This window comes from Frankia sp. AiPa1 (assembly GCF_023243075.1).
Classification (GTDB): domain Bacteria; phylum Actinomycetota; class Actinomycetes; order Frankiales; family Frankiaceae; genus Frankia.
Genome location: NZ_JALKFZ020000113.1, coordinates 1 through 12,744 on the forward strand (window position 1 = coordinate 1; position 12,744 = coordinate 12,744).

Sequence of the window (12,744 nt, forward strand, 5' to 3'; positions counted from 1 at the left end):
CACCCACCCCCCCCCCGCCGGACCCGCGCACCCGGGGTAGCCCCCCCCCCCACGGGGGGCCGCGAACCCGCCTCAGGCCGGCCGCGGCGACGGTTCCGCGGAACCGCGCGGAACCGGGTGGGAGCCGGCGTCGCTGGTGGGGGAGCCGGACCCGCCGGAATCGGCCGGCCGGATCGCCGCGCCCGGCCGCTACCTGTACGACCCCAGCCCCGCCGTGACCCGCGCCGGCCTCGTCGGCGAGCTCGCCCGCCGCCTGGATGCCTGGCAGATCGATCCGATGATCGCCTTCCTGACCTCGGACAGCCCGGTCGAGACCCCGTTCGCCCGGCTGCTGCGCATCGACGCCGATCTTCCGTTCGACGTGCGTCGTCTGAGCGCCCTGCTGCGCACCCGCGGGGTCGGCTCCCTCGAGATCCGCCGCCGCGGACTCGCCGGTGACGTCGATGCCCTGCGCCGCCGCCTGCTGCCACGCCGCCGCGACCTGGTCCCCGGCGGCCCCGCCGTCACCGTCGTGATGACCCGCCTGCGTGACGAGCCCTGGGCCCTGGTCTGCACTGCGGCCCCGCTGACCTGAGGCACTGCGCGTCGGCCGTCTACGCCTCGGAAAGCAACCCGGTGGCCGCCGCGAGCAGGCAGGCCGCGGCGAGGCCGGTGGCGAGCGCGAGCGGGACGACCACCACGTACCGCAGATGCCCGCTTGACCCGCCGGGCCCGCTCTCGGCGATCCCGGTGCCCAGGAAGCCTGGGTGGACGGCCCCGGTGACGGCCGCCGCGAGCAGCGCCGCACCGAGGAGCAGGACCTGCACGGCCAGCCCGACCAGTAGCCATCCCTGTTCCGGCAGCCACCGCCGTCCGATCCGTCCGGCCAGGGCGGCGCCGGTGAGGAAGCCGGCGAGCGCCAGCGCGGAGAGGTCCGCGGACAGTCCCGGCGCGCCGGCCAGGGCGAACGCGAGGAAGACCACATTGCCGGTCATGTTCGCCACGAACACCCGGCCGAGCCCGAGAAAACTGGTCGCGTCCACCAGCCCGGTCAGCACGGCCATCGTCAGCAGCAGCCACACCCGCCGTCCCGCGTGTTCCTCGGACGACGTCATCGCCATAGTGTTACCGCCGATGACCCATCGTCTGCGGCAGGGAGCGGCCGACGTGCAGATCGCGATCCTGCTCTTTGAACGGGTGACGGTCCTCGACGCGATCGGGCCGTTCGAGGTGTTGCAGCATCTGCCGGGCGCGCAGGTCGTCTTCGTCGGCGAACGTGCCGGGACGGTCCGCAGCGAGACGGGCAGCCTCGGCCTGACCGTCGACGCGTCCCTCGGTGAGGTGACGAGCCCCGACGTCGTGCTCGTGCCCGGTGGCCCCGGGCAGAGCGACCACATGGCCGACGGACCGGTGCACCGGTGGCTGCGCGCGGTGGACCAGACCAGCACTTGGACGACGTCGGTCTGCACCGGCTCGCTGATCCTCGCCGCCGCCGGGCTGCTCACCGGACGGCGGGCGGCAACCTACTGGCTGGCCGTCGATGAGCTCGCCGCGTTCGGCGCCGTTCCCAGCCGCGAGCGGTTCACCTTCGACGGCAAGTACGCCACCGCGGCGGGCGTGTCGTCCGGGCTGGATATGGCCCTCGCGCTCGCCGGCCGCATCGCCGGTGAACGGCGGGCGCAGGGCATCCAGTTGGGCATCGAATACGACCCGCACCCGCCTTACGACGTGGGTTCACCCGAGACCGCGCCCGCCGACCTCGTCGAGGAGCTGCGGGGCACCAGTCGCTTCCGCCGCTGAGCCGGCCAGCGGCGCGGCGGGCCACTCGCACGGCGACCCACACGCCGGCCGACTACAGGCGTAGCGGGCGGATCGGGGCGGCGACCAGGGCCGGGTCGGACTTCCAGTCGACGCCGGGGACGTCGACGTACAGCTCGATCTCGTTGCCGTCCGGGTCCAGGATGTACAGGCTGTGGGTGACCGTGTGGTCGGTGGCGCCGACGATCCGGACGCCCGCGGCCTGGATCTGGTCGAGCACCGCGCGCAGCTCGTCGTCGCTGTCGCCGACCTTCAGCCCGAAGTGGTACAGCCCGAGCCGACGCCCGGCCGGGACGGCGGCCGCGTCGTCGCCGACCTCGATGAGCAGCAGCTCATGGTGCGTGCGCCCGGCGGAGAACGCGGCCGCGGGAAACCGCGGCGTTCCGCCGGAGGGGTCGGACGGGTCCGGGAAGACCTGGCGCCAGCCCAGGACATCCCGGTAGAAGGCGACGGACCGTCCGAGGTCACGCACGTACAGGACCAGATGCCCCAGTTCCTTGATCTCCACGATGCTCTCCCTGAGGGTGACGGACACAGGTGCCCGGACGGGCCTTGTTGCTCGTACAACTGTCTGAGGGTGGCGGGCATGCCCGCGGTGATGCACCCGCGTCGACGCCTGTGCCCGCACCGAGCTGCGGTAGACTGGCCTCTGCGCACCATCGCACCTGGGGGTGATCGGTTTCGACTTCGGACGTCGAGACAGGGGAAGCGGGTCGAGGATGAGCGGTTATCTCGCTAACGCTCCGCTCAAAAAAATAGCTGCCAACAAGACGCAGCCCGCTGAGTCTTACGCCCTCGCGGCCTAAGTAGCTCAGCCGTCAGCCTGGGAGCTCCTCCGGCCCAGGGTCTGACGTCGCTAGGAGGATCACCGTCCAGCCCGGTCGCGGGGCCAGACGGAACATCAAACAGCGACTGGGCCTACGACAGCTTGCCTGCGTGTCTGCCGGGGCCGAGAAACAAGTAGCAGGCTCCGCCCGAAGAAGCCCTGGTTCGGTGCCGGAGGACGCGGGTTCGATTCCCGCCACCTCCACTCGTTTGGCGGGGGTCTGTCCTTTACGGGCAGGCCCCTGACCAGGCCCGAAGCCTCCGCGCTTCACGATCCCGCCGCCGTTGGTTCTGGTGGTGAGGACAGGGTGAGGACAAACTGTCGTGCGGGGGATCGCGGCGGCCACCGTCTCTGCCGCCTGCTGGCCGGTCGACCGCAGCAGATGCGCGTAGAGGTTCGCGGTGACCGACGTCGAAGAGTGACCGACGACCTTCGAGGCGATCGTGATGTCGACCCCCTTGGAAAGCATGATCGAAGCCGAGCCGTGTCGGAGCTGGTCGGTAGCGGGTGCCGATGAGGACGGACGTCGCGCCGGTATTCGCCGTCACCTTCACCGTGCCGAGTAGGCCGACCCGCTGGGCGATCCGCTGCATCTGCCGGGTCAGGTACTCCGGTGCGAGATGGCGTCCCGATGGATGGGTGAAGATCAGATTTTCGAGCTGAACCGGCCTGCCCTGCTCGTCAGGCAGGATGCCGTTGTTCCAGGTGTCTCCTACCGCCTCGCGCTCGCCGTCCTGCTGGAGGCGATGTGCGCCAAGCGAGCCGAGCGTTACCGATGCCAGGTCGACCTTTCGGCGGCCTGACTTCGTTTTCGGCGCCCAGACGCCGAGTCGAGATCCGGAGCGGGTGATCTGTTGGCGGACGATCAGTACGCCGGCTGTCTCGTCCAGCCCGGTCCAGGTCGCCCCGCACACCTCGCCGCGCCGAAGCCCGTGCAAGGCCATCAACTCATACGCTGCGGCGAGCCGATCGGATGCTGCCTCGTCCAGGAAGCGGCCGACCTCCGCCGCTTCCCACGGTTCAACTTCCGGCGTCGAGTACGACGCCAGCTCAACACCCTGCGCCGGATTGAAGTCGAGCTTCCGCTGCCGGACGGCGTCGTTCAGCGCTGTCCGGAGCATCTCCAGGACGTCTTTCACGGTTGCCGGGCCGATAGCACGCCCTGGACGCTCCCGGGACGTCTCCACCGCGCGCTTCAAGGCCACGTCGATGTGCTCCGCCCGCAGCCCTGTCAGCGGCATGGTGCCCAGGAACGGCGTCAGGTGTAGCCGGATGAACTGCCCGTACCGTGCCCGGGTCGACGGCCGCAGCGCGTTCTTCCGGCTCAACCAGTCGTCGAGATAACTGGCCACCGTGAGCCGGCCGATGTGCTGCTGACCGGTGCGGACCTTCGCCCACTTCGCGTCGCCGTCGGCTTCGGCCTCCTTCCTCGTCTCACCGCGGAACCGGATCCTGGCGGTCCCGGCCAGGGCCACGAGCTCATGGGGAACCCGGGCCTCGCCGTACCAGAACCCATGACCGCGCTTGTCGCGGTCGGGGCACGTCCCGGCCAGGTACTTCCGCTTCGATTGCGGGTCGCGGCATCCGCACCTGTGCCTGGCGACAATCTTCATTGGCGTCACCGCTCCTTTGTTGGCTTCGTCGCTGGCACGATTCGACTCAAGGTCAGTCGACCTTCGAGTCGCGAAGAAATCGTCCGGGATTCACTTGGGAATATTTCAATATTCGTGTCCCATGGTTGATGATGCGCATGTAATGCCTCGCATTAAATTCCGTCCGAAAGTAGTCGAGGTTGTCGCGGGCGACGGTGGGGTGCAGCGCGAGAGCGCCCACGCCAACACGATGATCGCAGTGGCAAATGCTCGCCGAGCTTTCCGTTTGATGCGATGTGGAACACATTTATTGTCAAGGTGGTAGCGCTTGGTAATGGGAGAGGGGTTCCCGCATGAATGCGCGGCCGATCGCGGCCAGAAGGCCGAGCCAGTACGATCTGATCCGACCTATCACGGGCCATCTCCAGGTAACACGGAGTGGCTGCGCCACCCTGGCCGTGCTGGCGATGGGCGTGGTCAATGCCTGCCCGCTGGTCAAGCTGGACGGTTACATCGTGCTCGCCAGCTACCTTGACCGGTCGCACCTGCGCGACAAGAGCATCACCGCCGCCCTGGACTGGTGGCGCTACCTGCTGGTCGGCGGGCGGCGGAGCGCGGGTAGCCGCAGAATGATCATTTTTGGGACGGCGGCGGCGCTGTTCCCGACAGCGCTGGTTGCCACCACGCTGATCAACTACCGAAGCATCCTCGGGACGTTCGGCCTGGTGGGCGCGCTGCTGCGCATCGCGCTGGCCCTGCTGGTCGGACTGCTGATCGTGCGGTCGCTGTCGCGGTGGACGCGCAGCGTGCGGGCAGCGGCGCCGCGACCATGGCGGGTTGCGGTCGCCTGCCTGCTGCTGGCTGCGTTCGGCGTGCTGGCCGGCAGCCAGCGGGTGACCGACACATTGCCCACGGTGTTCACGGTGCGCGACGGGCAGGTCCTCGTCGTGGCCAATCCCGCCCACGCCGAAGAACTGCTGGCGGGGCGCAGTGTCACCCTGTACCGCGCCGGCGTGCTCGACCACGCGAGACTCGGCCGGGTCGTACTGAGCGGCGAAACGTCGCGGGGCCGGGCCGCGGTGGATCTGGGACTGGTGGTCCGCGCGCCCGTCCATGCCGAGAACTCGGTGCTGTTCGCCAGCACCCATGGCGCCGATCCTGGCGTGCCCCAGGGAACGGCGCTCATCTCCGTCGGCCATCCGACAATCGCTCGCTGGATCGTCCGGAGCTTTCTCGCCGAACCATGGCATGAAGTATTCTGACCATTACCTGAACGACGTTCTTTCGAATGATCGGAGCTTATTGTGGTGGAGCGCGAGGCGACCCGGTTCGTGCCCGGAATCGTCGCTGTTTCGCTGGGCCTTGTCGTATGCTTCCTCGCCATCTCCGACTCGAATGATTATCTTGATGGAGCATGGGTGACCGCGGCCGAGATCGCGGGCTTCGTCGTCGGTGGCGGCCTGTTAGTCCTGCTGGGCTACCTCATCGCTCGAGCCCGCAGGTAGTGGCCGCGGGCGGACGTCCGCGACCTCGCTCTGAAGGCCGATGCCGGCGACGCGCTGGTGGCGATGCTGGAACGCATGCTTGCCGAGGGCGCCGCGAGCCTGCCCCTCAAGGCTGCGCTGGCGGGAACCGACTTCGACGTCCGGACCGCCGCTCCCGAGGTCGCGGCCCGTCTCCGCGAGATGCTGCGGACTTTTCTCCAGCGGGCTCAGGATGCCGGCGATATCCGGGGCGACATTGATATCGACGACCTGTTCGCGTTGCTCGCCGGCGCGTTCGCCACCCTGCGCCACGCCGACGCCACCTCCGACCAGGCCGCCCGCCTCAACACGGTCCTCTTCGACGGGCTACGCACCAATCACTGATTTTTTCGGAGGTCGGGGAGGTCAGAGAAGATCTTCGAGTCGGGTGGCGACCTGGCGGTAGCGGCTGACCGGTACGAGGTGCACACCGGCGAAGGCGCCGCTGTCGCGTAGCTGTAGCACCTGGTCGCAGGCCGCTTCGACTCCGGCGGCTTGGTCCCGTTCGACTGCTTGGACGAGGTCGTCGGGGATGTCGATGTCGGGAATCGTTGCGGCGAGGCGGCGGGCCATCCCGGCGCTCGCGAGGACCATCACGCCGGCGTAGACCGGCAGTTCGACCGGATGGGCGTCGCGCCAGCGCAGTAGAGCGTCTACCGAGTAGCTGACCTGTACGAACAGGAAGTCGGCCGCTCGTTTCCAGGTGGGCAGTGGCCGTAGGCCGGCGGCGGCTCCGACCCGGAACGCTGGCATGTCCGCGAAGGCCGGATCCTCGCTGGCCGCGCGGGCCTCGTCGATCATCGCGCGCACGGTCAGGTCGCTGGTCCGGTTCCCGGCGGTGGGTTTGTCGCCGTGGACGAACAGGAACTCCTCGACGCCGTAGGCCGCTGCGGTGAGCAGGTCGCGGCGGAAGCCGAGCAGGTTACGGTCGCGGGAGTTCACGCAGGCGATGCTGCGTCCTCCCATCGTCTGCACCTCGTGGGCGACGGCGATGCTCGACACGGTCGCGCGTCCGATGTGGTTGTCGGGGATCAGGAACGCGTCGGTGACGGGGCTCAGGACGCCGATCTGATGGCGGGCGTGGGTCAGGTCCGGCCGGGTCGGTGGTTCGATTTCGCAGATCAGCTCGAAGTCGCGTGCTGGATGTTCGTGACCCGCCGTGGATTCCCGCATCCGGACAGGATAGGACGCCACGACCCACAACCACAGTCGTCACTGCGCTGCATCGCACGGTGCGCTGCGCCTATCCAGTCGACCGCGATCCGTCGACGGCCCCGGTTCGGGTGTCGGTGGGCGGCGATGTTCAGCAGCAGGAGTAGAGCGGGGTCACTCGGCACCGAGGTCGGTGTCCTCCGGTGGGCGGTTCGCCGCGATCCATGCGCGGACGTCGCCCTCGTCCCAGAAGCGGCCGGCCGGGTGCGCTGCGCAGGCTCCGGGAAGCCGGCCTTCCTCGTGATCTGGTCCGCGCGGCGGCGTGAGAGGTGCCCGTCCGGCGACGACGGGCGCAACAGCTCCCGCGCGCGAGCTGGACCGGCCTGCCGTGCTCGCCGCCCAGCGTTGATGCGCTCGCCTCCGTGGTCTGTACGGCCTGGAGCAGGCCCGGGGTGAGGTCGACCCGAGGCGCGGGGCTAAGCGTGAGCCCTCAGCCCCGCGCCTCGGGTCGCCTGGTTCAGGCGGCCTCCAGCGTGGCCGCCGTAAGCTGCCCAAGGACCTTGATCAGGCCGTCGGTGACCTCGGCGTCTTCGGTCGGGTGCGTCTCGGCGAAGCGGATCACAGAGCCGGGGATGGACAGCCTGGCGTCTTCGACAACCTGGGCGCCTGCGATGCCGGCGGCCTTACGGGTCGCGTCCTGCGCCCACGCACCGCCGAACTGGCCGAACGCAGTGCCGACCACGGCGACCGGCTTGCCGGACAGGACGCTGGCGCCGTACGGGCGGGACAGCCAGTCGATGGCGTTCTTCAGGACGGCGGGGGTGGTGCCGTTGTACTCGGGGGAGAAAAACAGCAGCGCGTCAGCCTGGGCAGTGGCGGCACGCAGCGCGGTCGCGGCCTCGGGCGCGCTGCCTTCGACGTCGATGTCCTCGTTGTAGAAGGGGATGGTGTCCAGCCCCTCGTGGAGCACCACCTCGACCCCCTCAGGGGCGTGCTTCACTGCGGCCTCGGCGAGCTGGCGGTTATGCGAACCGGAACGAAGGCTGCCGACCAGGGCGAGGATGCGTACGGACATGGCATGACTCCAGGATGTGTGATCAACGCGAGCTGGCTGGGGATTCCGGTGAACGGCTAACCGGACTGCGGTTCGTCTAGCGCCACGGTATCGGACCACGGTCCGTTTGTCACTCATGGGAGCTACTCTTGAGTCATGACCGAGCCGCTCCCGCACCCTTCCACGTCGAAGAGAGACCTCGGCGGCTTGACGGACCTCACCCTCATGCCGACCGGCGCGACGGCCCGGTTGCGCGCCGACGCTGCACGGAACCGCACCCGTCTGCTGGAGGTGGCCGCCTGCCTGGCCGCCGAGCGCGGGATCGCGAATGTGACCATGGAGGAGATCGCCTGCGGCGCAGGCGTCGGTAAGGGGACTGTCTTCCGGCGGTTCGGCGACCGCACGGGGCTTATGGAGGAGCTGCTCAGCCACCACGAGGAGCAGCTCCAGGCGGCGTTCCTCTCCGGACCGCCGCCGATGGGCCCGGGCGCGCCGCCCGCGGAGCGGCTGCAGGCCTTCGGTTTGGCCGTCATCCGCCATGAACACACACACCGGGATCTGTACCTGGCCGCCCACATGGATGTGCACCGCCGGCGCACTGCTGCGCCGTACCAGCTCCGGCTGACTCACGTCCGCATGCTGCTGCGCGAGCTACAGGCGGATGGCGACACCGAGCTCGTCGCGCACACGCTGCTCGGTTATCTGGAGACGGTGCTCGTCGACCACCTGTTGACGCGCTGCGGGATGACCCTGGAGCGGGTGGAGGCCGGCTGGTGTGACCTCACGGGCCGTTACGCGGGTCGATGTACCGGTCGATGAGTCGACGAACCGCGTACCCCGATGACCGACGGCATGACGACCACGAGCAGAGAAGCTCAGACGTTCGCCCCCACAGAGCGTGATCTCGGTCCCCGGCCGTGCTGCGAGCACCGTGCCGCCCACACAGTGCCTGGCCACGGCCGTTCGCAGGCGACGGGGCAGCGCGCGGTCGCGCCGGAGGCTGGTCCTCGACCGAGCCTCAGGGGGCTCTGGATGGCAGGCGTCGCGGAGGCTGCTGGTATCCATGGCCTGCCTCCCCAGCGCGGGGCCGGGGAGGGATGCCCCTGGCCACCTTGCTTAAGTCCTTCAGGGACGGCCACTCGCCCAGGACGCGTGTCACATCTTCCTCGAAGCCCTCGTAGTCGTGGACCGCCCACTCTTCGGCTTCCTCGCCGTGCCGACGGGCGGGCGAGGTTGCCAGGATGCGGGCAACGGCAGCTTGCAGATCTTCGGCATCCCGATCAGCAGCAACCCAGCGGCCATGTAAATAGCCGTTGGTGTAGTCCGCCAGGCTGGCGATCCAGACCCACGGGCCGCTGCCGTCTGCGTCGTCGCCATCCGCCTCACCGGCCAGCGGTACGACTTCGCCGTCCCGCCAGACACCGGGCTTTGCCGCCTCATACCCGTTGGTCCCGACGACAGGGCAGAGCGGTTCGCCGTCCTCGTGCGTCCAGGTGGCCGGGTCGAGCCCTTGTACCCGCTCGACGATGGGCTCTTCGCACTCCGTGACCTTGCGAACAGTGGTGCGTCGTCCGCGACCGGTGTTGCCGGACAGGCTGGGCGCAGGGCCTTTGTCGATCTCGTCCAGGACGGTGCGGAGAGTTCGAAGATCGCGGAGGTAGCCATGAGCGGGGTTGGAGTATCTCCGAAGGAGGCCCACGAGCCGGCCCGTCGTGCTCGCTGACTTTCGGTCAGCTTCGCGGCGGGCCGCGATGTTTCCCGGGGGTGACCCCCCGGACCCCCACGGGCGCGATGTATGGCGGGGCCGGTGGGATCATGGCGTCATCTGGTTCATGACAGGACGCCGTGAGGAGATCTCGGAGCCGTGTTCGGTCTCGATCTTTCTCGGCGGTTCTACGAGCAGGCGGTCCGGCCGCTGGTCCCAGGTGTGCCTCATGCTGCGGCGTTGCTTGGTGAGGGGTCCGAGGTGCTTGGCTTCGACGACGAGGTCTCCACGGACCACGATTTCGGCCCCCGCGTGCAGCTGTTCGTCCCACCCGACTTTGACACCACGCCGGTTGACCTTGCTATGGAGAGGTTGCCTGTTCGGTTCGACGGTCTCCCGGTCGTCTATCCGGACAGTGATCGACACGGCCGGTGGTCACACCACCAGGTGGAGGTGACGACGGCGCGGGCGTTCTTCGTCGATCGGCTCGGCGTCGACCCCGCCGACGGGATGGATCTGGCGCATGCTCGCTGCCCGGGTGGCCCGTGACCTTGCCCGGATCGCCTTTCTCCTCGAACGCCGGTGGGCCCCGTACAGCAAGTGGCTGATGACCGCGTTCGCGCAGTTGACCCTCGCGGACCAGGTCGGTCGGCACCTGCGCCACGCGATCAGTGCGACGCGGTGGCGGGCGCGCGAAGCGGCGTTGTGCGCTGCGGCCCGTCACCTCGCCGACGCCACGAACCGGCTTGGTCTGGCTGAACCGGTCGACCCCGCGCCGCGCCGCTTTCATGCCCGGGACATCCAGGTACTCGGCGCTGAACGCCTCACCCGTGCGTTGACCGATGCGATCAACGATCCGCAGCTGCGAGCCCTCCTCGCCCGGCTCGGCCACCGACCCGACGGCCCGCTCGGCCATCTCCCCGGCGCGATCGACCAGGCCGTCGACAGCGTAGAAGTCCTCACCCAACCGAACCGCCGCCGGGACTACGCATCCCTCCTCGGGCTCCGGGCCTGAGCGTTGCGGCTACGCGCGCACACGCCCTCGGCCTCGCTTGTCGAGAACCTGGCAGTCCGGTGGGGCTGCGAGGTTCACCGCGCCGCTGGACAGAGATCTTTCGACTGCTCGGGCCGCCTGGCGGCAGAGCTCATGCCGAGGTCACGCCGTGGCCGGCGACCAGACCAAAAGACGAGTAGCGTATCTCATCGGATACGCTTAACGTCGTGATGGAGGGGGACGCGATGGCGGGGGACGTGATGGAGGGGGAATGGCGGATTCGCTGGCAGGCCGGCTGATCGAATCGGCGCGACTGGAGGCGGGCCTGTCCGGGGCCGAGCTCGCGCGGCGGGCGCACACGTCGCGGCCGACGTTGGCGGCCTATGAGCACGGGGTGAAGTCACCGACGTTGGAGACCGCGACGCGACTGCTGGCGGCGGCAGGCTTCCGGCTCGACGCCGTGCCGGTGCCCTCGTTCGAGATTGTGGTGGACAGGCGAGGACGACCGTTCACCGTGCCGGATCGGCTGCCCCGGCTCCCGCTCCGGCAGGCGTTGGCACGGGTACGCCTGCCGGTCCATCTGAACTGGTCCGACCCCGATCGGACCTACGACCTTACGGATCGCCGACAGCGCCACCGGCTGTACGAGATCGTCCTGCGCGAGGGGACGGCGGAGGACATCCTCGCCTACGTCGACGGGGCGCTGCTCGTCGACGCCTGGCCGGAGCTTGTCCTTCCCGCCCCGATTCGGCGCGCCTGGGAACGGACCGCCTTCAGGTGATCACATCATTGCAGCGGGCGGTTGCGCGGATCTTCTTCGGGCTGCCCGAAAGCGTGGGCTTCGCGGTCGCGGGCGGTGCCGCGCTCATCGCACGTGATCTCGTCGACCGCGAGACCCGAGACGTCGATCTGTTCACCGCCCTCCCGCCCACGGCATCGATCCCCGACACGGCGGCGGCGTTCGAATGCGCGGCGGCTTCGCAGGGCTGGGCCGTCCGGCGGGTCCAGCTCACGGACAGCTTCGCCAGACTTGTCGTCGAGGCAGGCGGTGAGGCATTGATCGTGGATCTCGGCGTCGACAGCCCGCCGGACGAACCACCCACCCTCACCGCACTCGGCCCGACACTCAGCGCCCATGACCTGGCGGCCCGCAAGACCCTCGCCCTGTTCGGCCGAGCCGAGGCGCGCGATTTCACCGACGTGCACGATCTGGCGAACGTCTTCACCAAGGAGGAACTCGCCCACCTCGCCCAATCCCAGGACGGCGGCTTCGACCTGCAGGTGTTCGCCGACATGATCGGAACCATCGGCCGGTTCACCGACGACGACCTGGGACTGCCCAGCCCGACCGCCGACCGGCTACGCCACTTCTTCCACACCTGGCGTCAGGAAATCACCGGCGGATGAGCGACGACCGGCCTGCCCCATCCGGACAGCATGTCGAAGCATGCCGTGATCGGGTTCGCGCGGTCGATCGCGCCAACGCTCGACGGGATCGGCATTCGGTTACAGGTGATCTGCCCCGGTGGCGTCGACACCGCGCTGCCGCCACCGGATCTCCGCATTGCCGGGCGCGTGTTCGCGCCGCCGAGCTACATCGCCGATGGCGTGCTCCACGCGCTCGAGGTCGGGGCGGCGGGCGACGTCTGGATGGCCACCGACGCCGGCCTGCCGTACTGGAAGTACGAGTTCACCCCGATCCCGCGGGCCGCGCCGGTCCCGGTGGACTGACCGGCCAGAGGCCGACCGGTGGCACGCCGACGCTGAATCCGCGGTCGTCCAGCATCCGCCTCCACGACTTCACCGACGCGAGGTCGAGGTGGTGCCAGGGCGTGGTGGAGGAAGACCAGTCCCGTGCCCCGACGGGTCATCTCCTCGAAACCCTCCACGACACCGTGGGGCAGGCGCTCCGGCTTCGCCGGCCCTCGCGGGTCCACACCGGGCATGTCGTAGAAAACGACCGCGTCGAATTCGGCGGCCCGGCCGCCGCGACCGCGTCGGTCGCCGCGGGATGCTCCACGTGAGTCACCGGATTCGCGCCGTGGATGCCCCGGCCTTCAGGTCGGGGAGGAGACGGCGCCCCACGCTGGAACACATACTC

16 protein-coding genes, 1 other RNA gene and 1 pseudogene are annotated in these 12,744 nt (G+C 69.2%); 12 read left to right on the plus strand and 6 right to left on the minus strand.

Annotated elements, in window-relative coordinates; genetic code table 11:
- Nucleotides 1-136: 136 nt before the first annotated feature.
- The gene (locus MXD95_RS09015; protein ID WP_374121995.1) at nucleotides 137-574 is read left to right on the plus strand and encodes a THUMP-like domain-containing protein; all 438 of its coding nucleotides are present in this window, start codon (nucleotides 137-139) and stop codon (nucleotides 572-574) included.
- Nucleotides 575-593: 19 nt separating this feature from the next.
- Here the strand turns inward: MXD95_RS09015 and MXD95_RS09020 are convergent, their stop codons facing one another.
- The gene (locus tag MXD95_RS09020) at nucleotides 594-1,094 is read right to left on the minus strand and encodes a YoaK family protein (protein WP_250640098.1); all 501 of its coding nucleotides are present in this window, start codon (nucleotides 1,092-1,094) and stop codon (nucleotides 594-596) included.
- A 19-nt stretch (nucleotides 1,095-1,113) separates the two neighbouring features.
- Here MXD95_RS09020 and MXD95_RS09025 point away from each other — a divergent pair, with 19 nt between their 5' ends.
- A complete protein-coding gene (locus tag MXD95_RS09025; RefSeq protein ID WP_250640099.1) occupies nucleotides 1,114-1,779 on the plus strand; it encodes a DJ-1/PfpI family protein in 666 nt (221 codons plus the stop codon).
- Between the two features lie 52 nt (nucleotides 1,780-1,831).
- On the opposite strand, the gene MXD95_RS09030 is transcribed toward MXD95_RS09025, so the two are convergent.
- Nucleotides 1,832-2,305 carry a VOC family protein gene (locus MXD95_RS09030; protein ID WP_250640100.1) on the minus strand — a complete coding sequence of 158 codons (474 nt, stop codon included), beginning with the start codon at nucleotides 2,303-2,305 and terminating at the stop codon, nucleotides 1,832-1,834.
- Nucleotides 2,306-2,464: 159 nt separating this feature from the next.
- Here MXD95_RS09030 and ssrA point away from each other — a divergent pair.
- Nucleotides 2,465-2,830: a transfer-messenger RNA gene (ssrA, locus tag MXD95_RS09035) on the plus strand.
- 1,061 nt (nucleotides 2,831-3,891) lie between these two features.
- Here the strand turns inward: ssrA and MXD95_RS09040 are convergent.
- A pseudogene (locus tag MXD95_RS09040) lies at nucleotides 3,892-4,236 on the minus strand (site-specific integrase); the annotation flags it as partial.
- Between the two features lie 332 nt (nucleotides 4,237-4,568).
- Here MXD95_RS09040 and MXD95_RS09045 point away from each other — a divergent pair.
- From MXD95_RS09045 to MXD95_RS09055, 3 genes are read left to right on the plus strand one after another with little or no spacing between them, the layout of a single operon-like run.
- The gene (locus tag MXD95_RS09045) at nucleotides 4,569-5,477 is read left to right on the plus strand and encodes a hypothetical protein (protein WP_250640101.1); all 909 of its coding nucleotides are present in this window, start codon (nucleotides 4,569-4,571) and stop codon (nucleotides 5,475-5,477) included.
- Between the two features lie 45 nt (nucleotides 5,478-5,522).
- The gene (locus MXD95_RS09050; protein ID WP_250640102.1) at nucleotides 5,523-5,720 is read left to right on the plus strand and encodes a hypothetical protein; all 198 of its coding nucleotides are present in this window, start codon (nucleotides 5,523-5,525) and stop codon (nucleotides 5,718-5,720) included.
- A gap of 54 nt (nucleotides 5,721-5,774) precedes the next feature.
- Nucleotides 5,775-6,083, plus strand: coding sequence for an SbtR family transcriptional regulator (locus MXD95_RS09055; protein WP_374121998.1), 309 nt, complete (start codon nucleotides 5,775-5,777; stop codon nucleotides 6,081-6,083).
- A gap of 21 nt (nucleotides 6,084-6,104) precedes the next feature.
- Here MXD95_RS09055 and MXD95_RS09060 read toward each other — a convergent pair whose 3' ends face one another.
- Complete coding sequence (locus MXD95_RS09060) at nucleotides 6,105-6,911, minus strand: methylenetetrahydrofolate reductase (RefSeq protein ID WP_250640112.1); 807 nt, start codon at nucleotides 6,909-6,911, stop codon at nucleotides 6,105-6,107.
- A 496-nt stretch (nucleotides 6,912-7,407) separates the two neighbouring features.
- Nucleotides 7,408-7,965 (minus strand): NAD(P)H-dependent oxidoreductase, encoded by a 558-nt coding sequence (locus tag MXD95_RS09065; RefSeq protein WP_250640104.1) that lies wholly within the window; start codon nucleotides 7,963-7,965, stop codon nucleotides 7,408-7,410.
- A gap of 186 nt (nucleotides 7,966-8,151) precedes the next feature.
- Between MXD95_RS09065 and MXD95_RS09070 the strand changes: the two genes are divergently transcribed.
- Entirely contained in the window at nucleotides 8,152-8,763 is a 612-nt protein-coding gene (locus MXD95_RS09070; RefSeq protein ID WP_250640105.1) for a TetR/AcrR family transcriptional regulator, read from the plus strand.
- 199 nt (nucleotides 8,764-8,962) lie between these two features.
- Here the strand turns inward: MXD95_RS09070 and MXD95_RS28895 are convergent, their stop codons facing one another.
- The gene (locus tag MXD95_RS28895; protein ID WP_250640106.1) at nucleotides 8,963-9,643 is read right to left on the minus strand and encodes an antirestriction protein ArdA; all 681 of its coding nucleotides are present in this window, start codon (nucleotides 9,641-9,643) and stop codon (nucleotides 8,963-8,965) included.
- A gap of 165 nt (nucleotides 9,644-9,808) precedes the next feature.
- Between MXD95_RS28895 and MXD95_RS09080 the strand changes: the two genes are divergently transcribed.
- The 5 genes from MXD95_RS09080 (at nucleotide 9,809) to MXD95_RS09100 (ending at nucleotide 12,374) form a co-directional block, all read left to right on the plus strand.
- On the plus strand, nucleotides 9,809-10,198 hold the full coding sequence (locus MXD95_RS09080) for a hypothetical protein (RefSeq protein ID WP_250640107.1): 390 nt from the start codon (nucleotides 9,809-9,811) through the stop codon (nucleotides 10,196-10,198).
- Entirely contained in the window at nucleotides 10,173-10,664 is a 492-nt protein-coding gene (locus MXD95_RS09085; RefSeq protein WP_250640108.1) for a DUF4037 domain-containing protein, read from the plus strand. The genes MXD95_RS09080 and MXD95_RS09085 overlap by 26 nt, the downstream gene beginning before the upstream one ends.
- Nucleotides 10,665-10,914: 250 nt before the next feature.
- Nucleotides 10,915-11,424, plus strand: coding sequence for a helix-turn-helix transcriptional regulator (locus MXD95_RS09090; protein WP_250640109.1), 510 nt, complete (start codon nucleotides 10,915-10,917; stop codon nucleotides 11,422-11,424).
- Complete coding sequence (locus MXD95_RS09095) at nucleotides 11,421-12,050, plus strand: nucleotidyl transferase AbiEii/AbiGii toxin family protein (protein WP_250640110.1); 630 nt, start codon at nucleotides 11,421-11,423, stop codon at nucleotides 12,048-12,050. The genes MXD95_RS09090 and MXD95_RS09095 overlap by 4 nt, the downstream gene beginning before the upstream one ends.
- Before the next feature lie 30 nt (nucleotides 12,051-12,080).
- A complete protein-coding gene (locus tag MXD95_RS09100; RefSeq protein WP_251078047.1) occupies nucleotides 12,081-12,374 on the plus strand; it encodes a Rossmann-fold NAD(P)-binding domain-containing protein in 294 nt (97 codons plus the stop codon).
- Nucleotides 12,375-12,744 lie beyond the last annotated feature (370 nt).

What these genes read in the sequence shown, in the direction of transcription:
- MXD95_RS09100 (WP_251078047.1), top strand. Translation starts at nt 12,081, where the DNA reads ATGTCGAAGCATGCCGTGATCGGGTTCGCGCGGTCGATCGCGCCAACG.
- MXD95_RS09065 (WP_250640104.1), bottom strand. Translation starts at nt 7,965, where the DNA reads ATGTCCGTACGCATCCTCGCCCTGGTCGGCAGCCTTCGTTCCGGTTCG.
- MXD95_RS09045 (WP_250640101.1), top strand. Translation starts at nt 4,569, where the DNA reads ATGAATGCGCGGCCGATCGCGGCCAGAAGGCCGAGCCAGTACGATCTG.
- MXD95_RS09085 (WP_250640108.1), top strand. Translation starts at nt 10,173, where the DNA reads ATGCTCGCTGCCCGGGTGGCCCGTGACCTTGCCCGGATCGCCTTTCTC.
- MXD95_RS09090 (WP_250640109.1), top strand. Translation starts at nt 10,915, where the DNA reads ATGGCGGATTCGCTGGCAGGCCGGCTGATCGAATCGGCGCGACTGGAG.
- MXD95_RS09020 (WP_250640098.1), bottom strand. Translation starts at nt 1,094, where the DNA reads ATGACGTCGTCCGAGGAACACGCGGGACGGCGGGTGTGGCTGCTGCTG.
- MXD95_RS09060 (WP_250640112.1), bottom strand. Translation starts at nt 6,911, where the DNA reads ATGCGGGAATCCACGGCGGGTCACGAACATCCAGCACGCGACTTCGAG.
- MXD95_RS09025 (WP_250640099.1), top strand. Translation starts at nt 1,114, where the DNA reads ATGACCCATCGTCTGCGGCAGGGAGCGGCCGACGTGCAGATCGCGATC.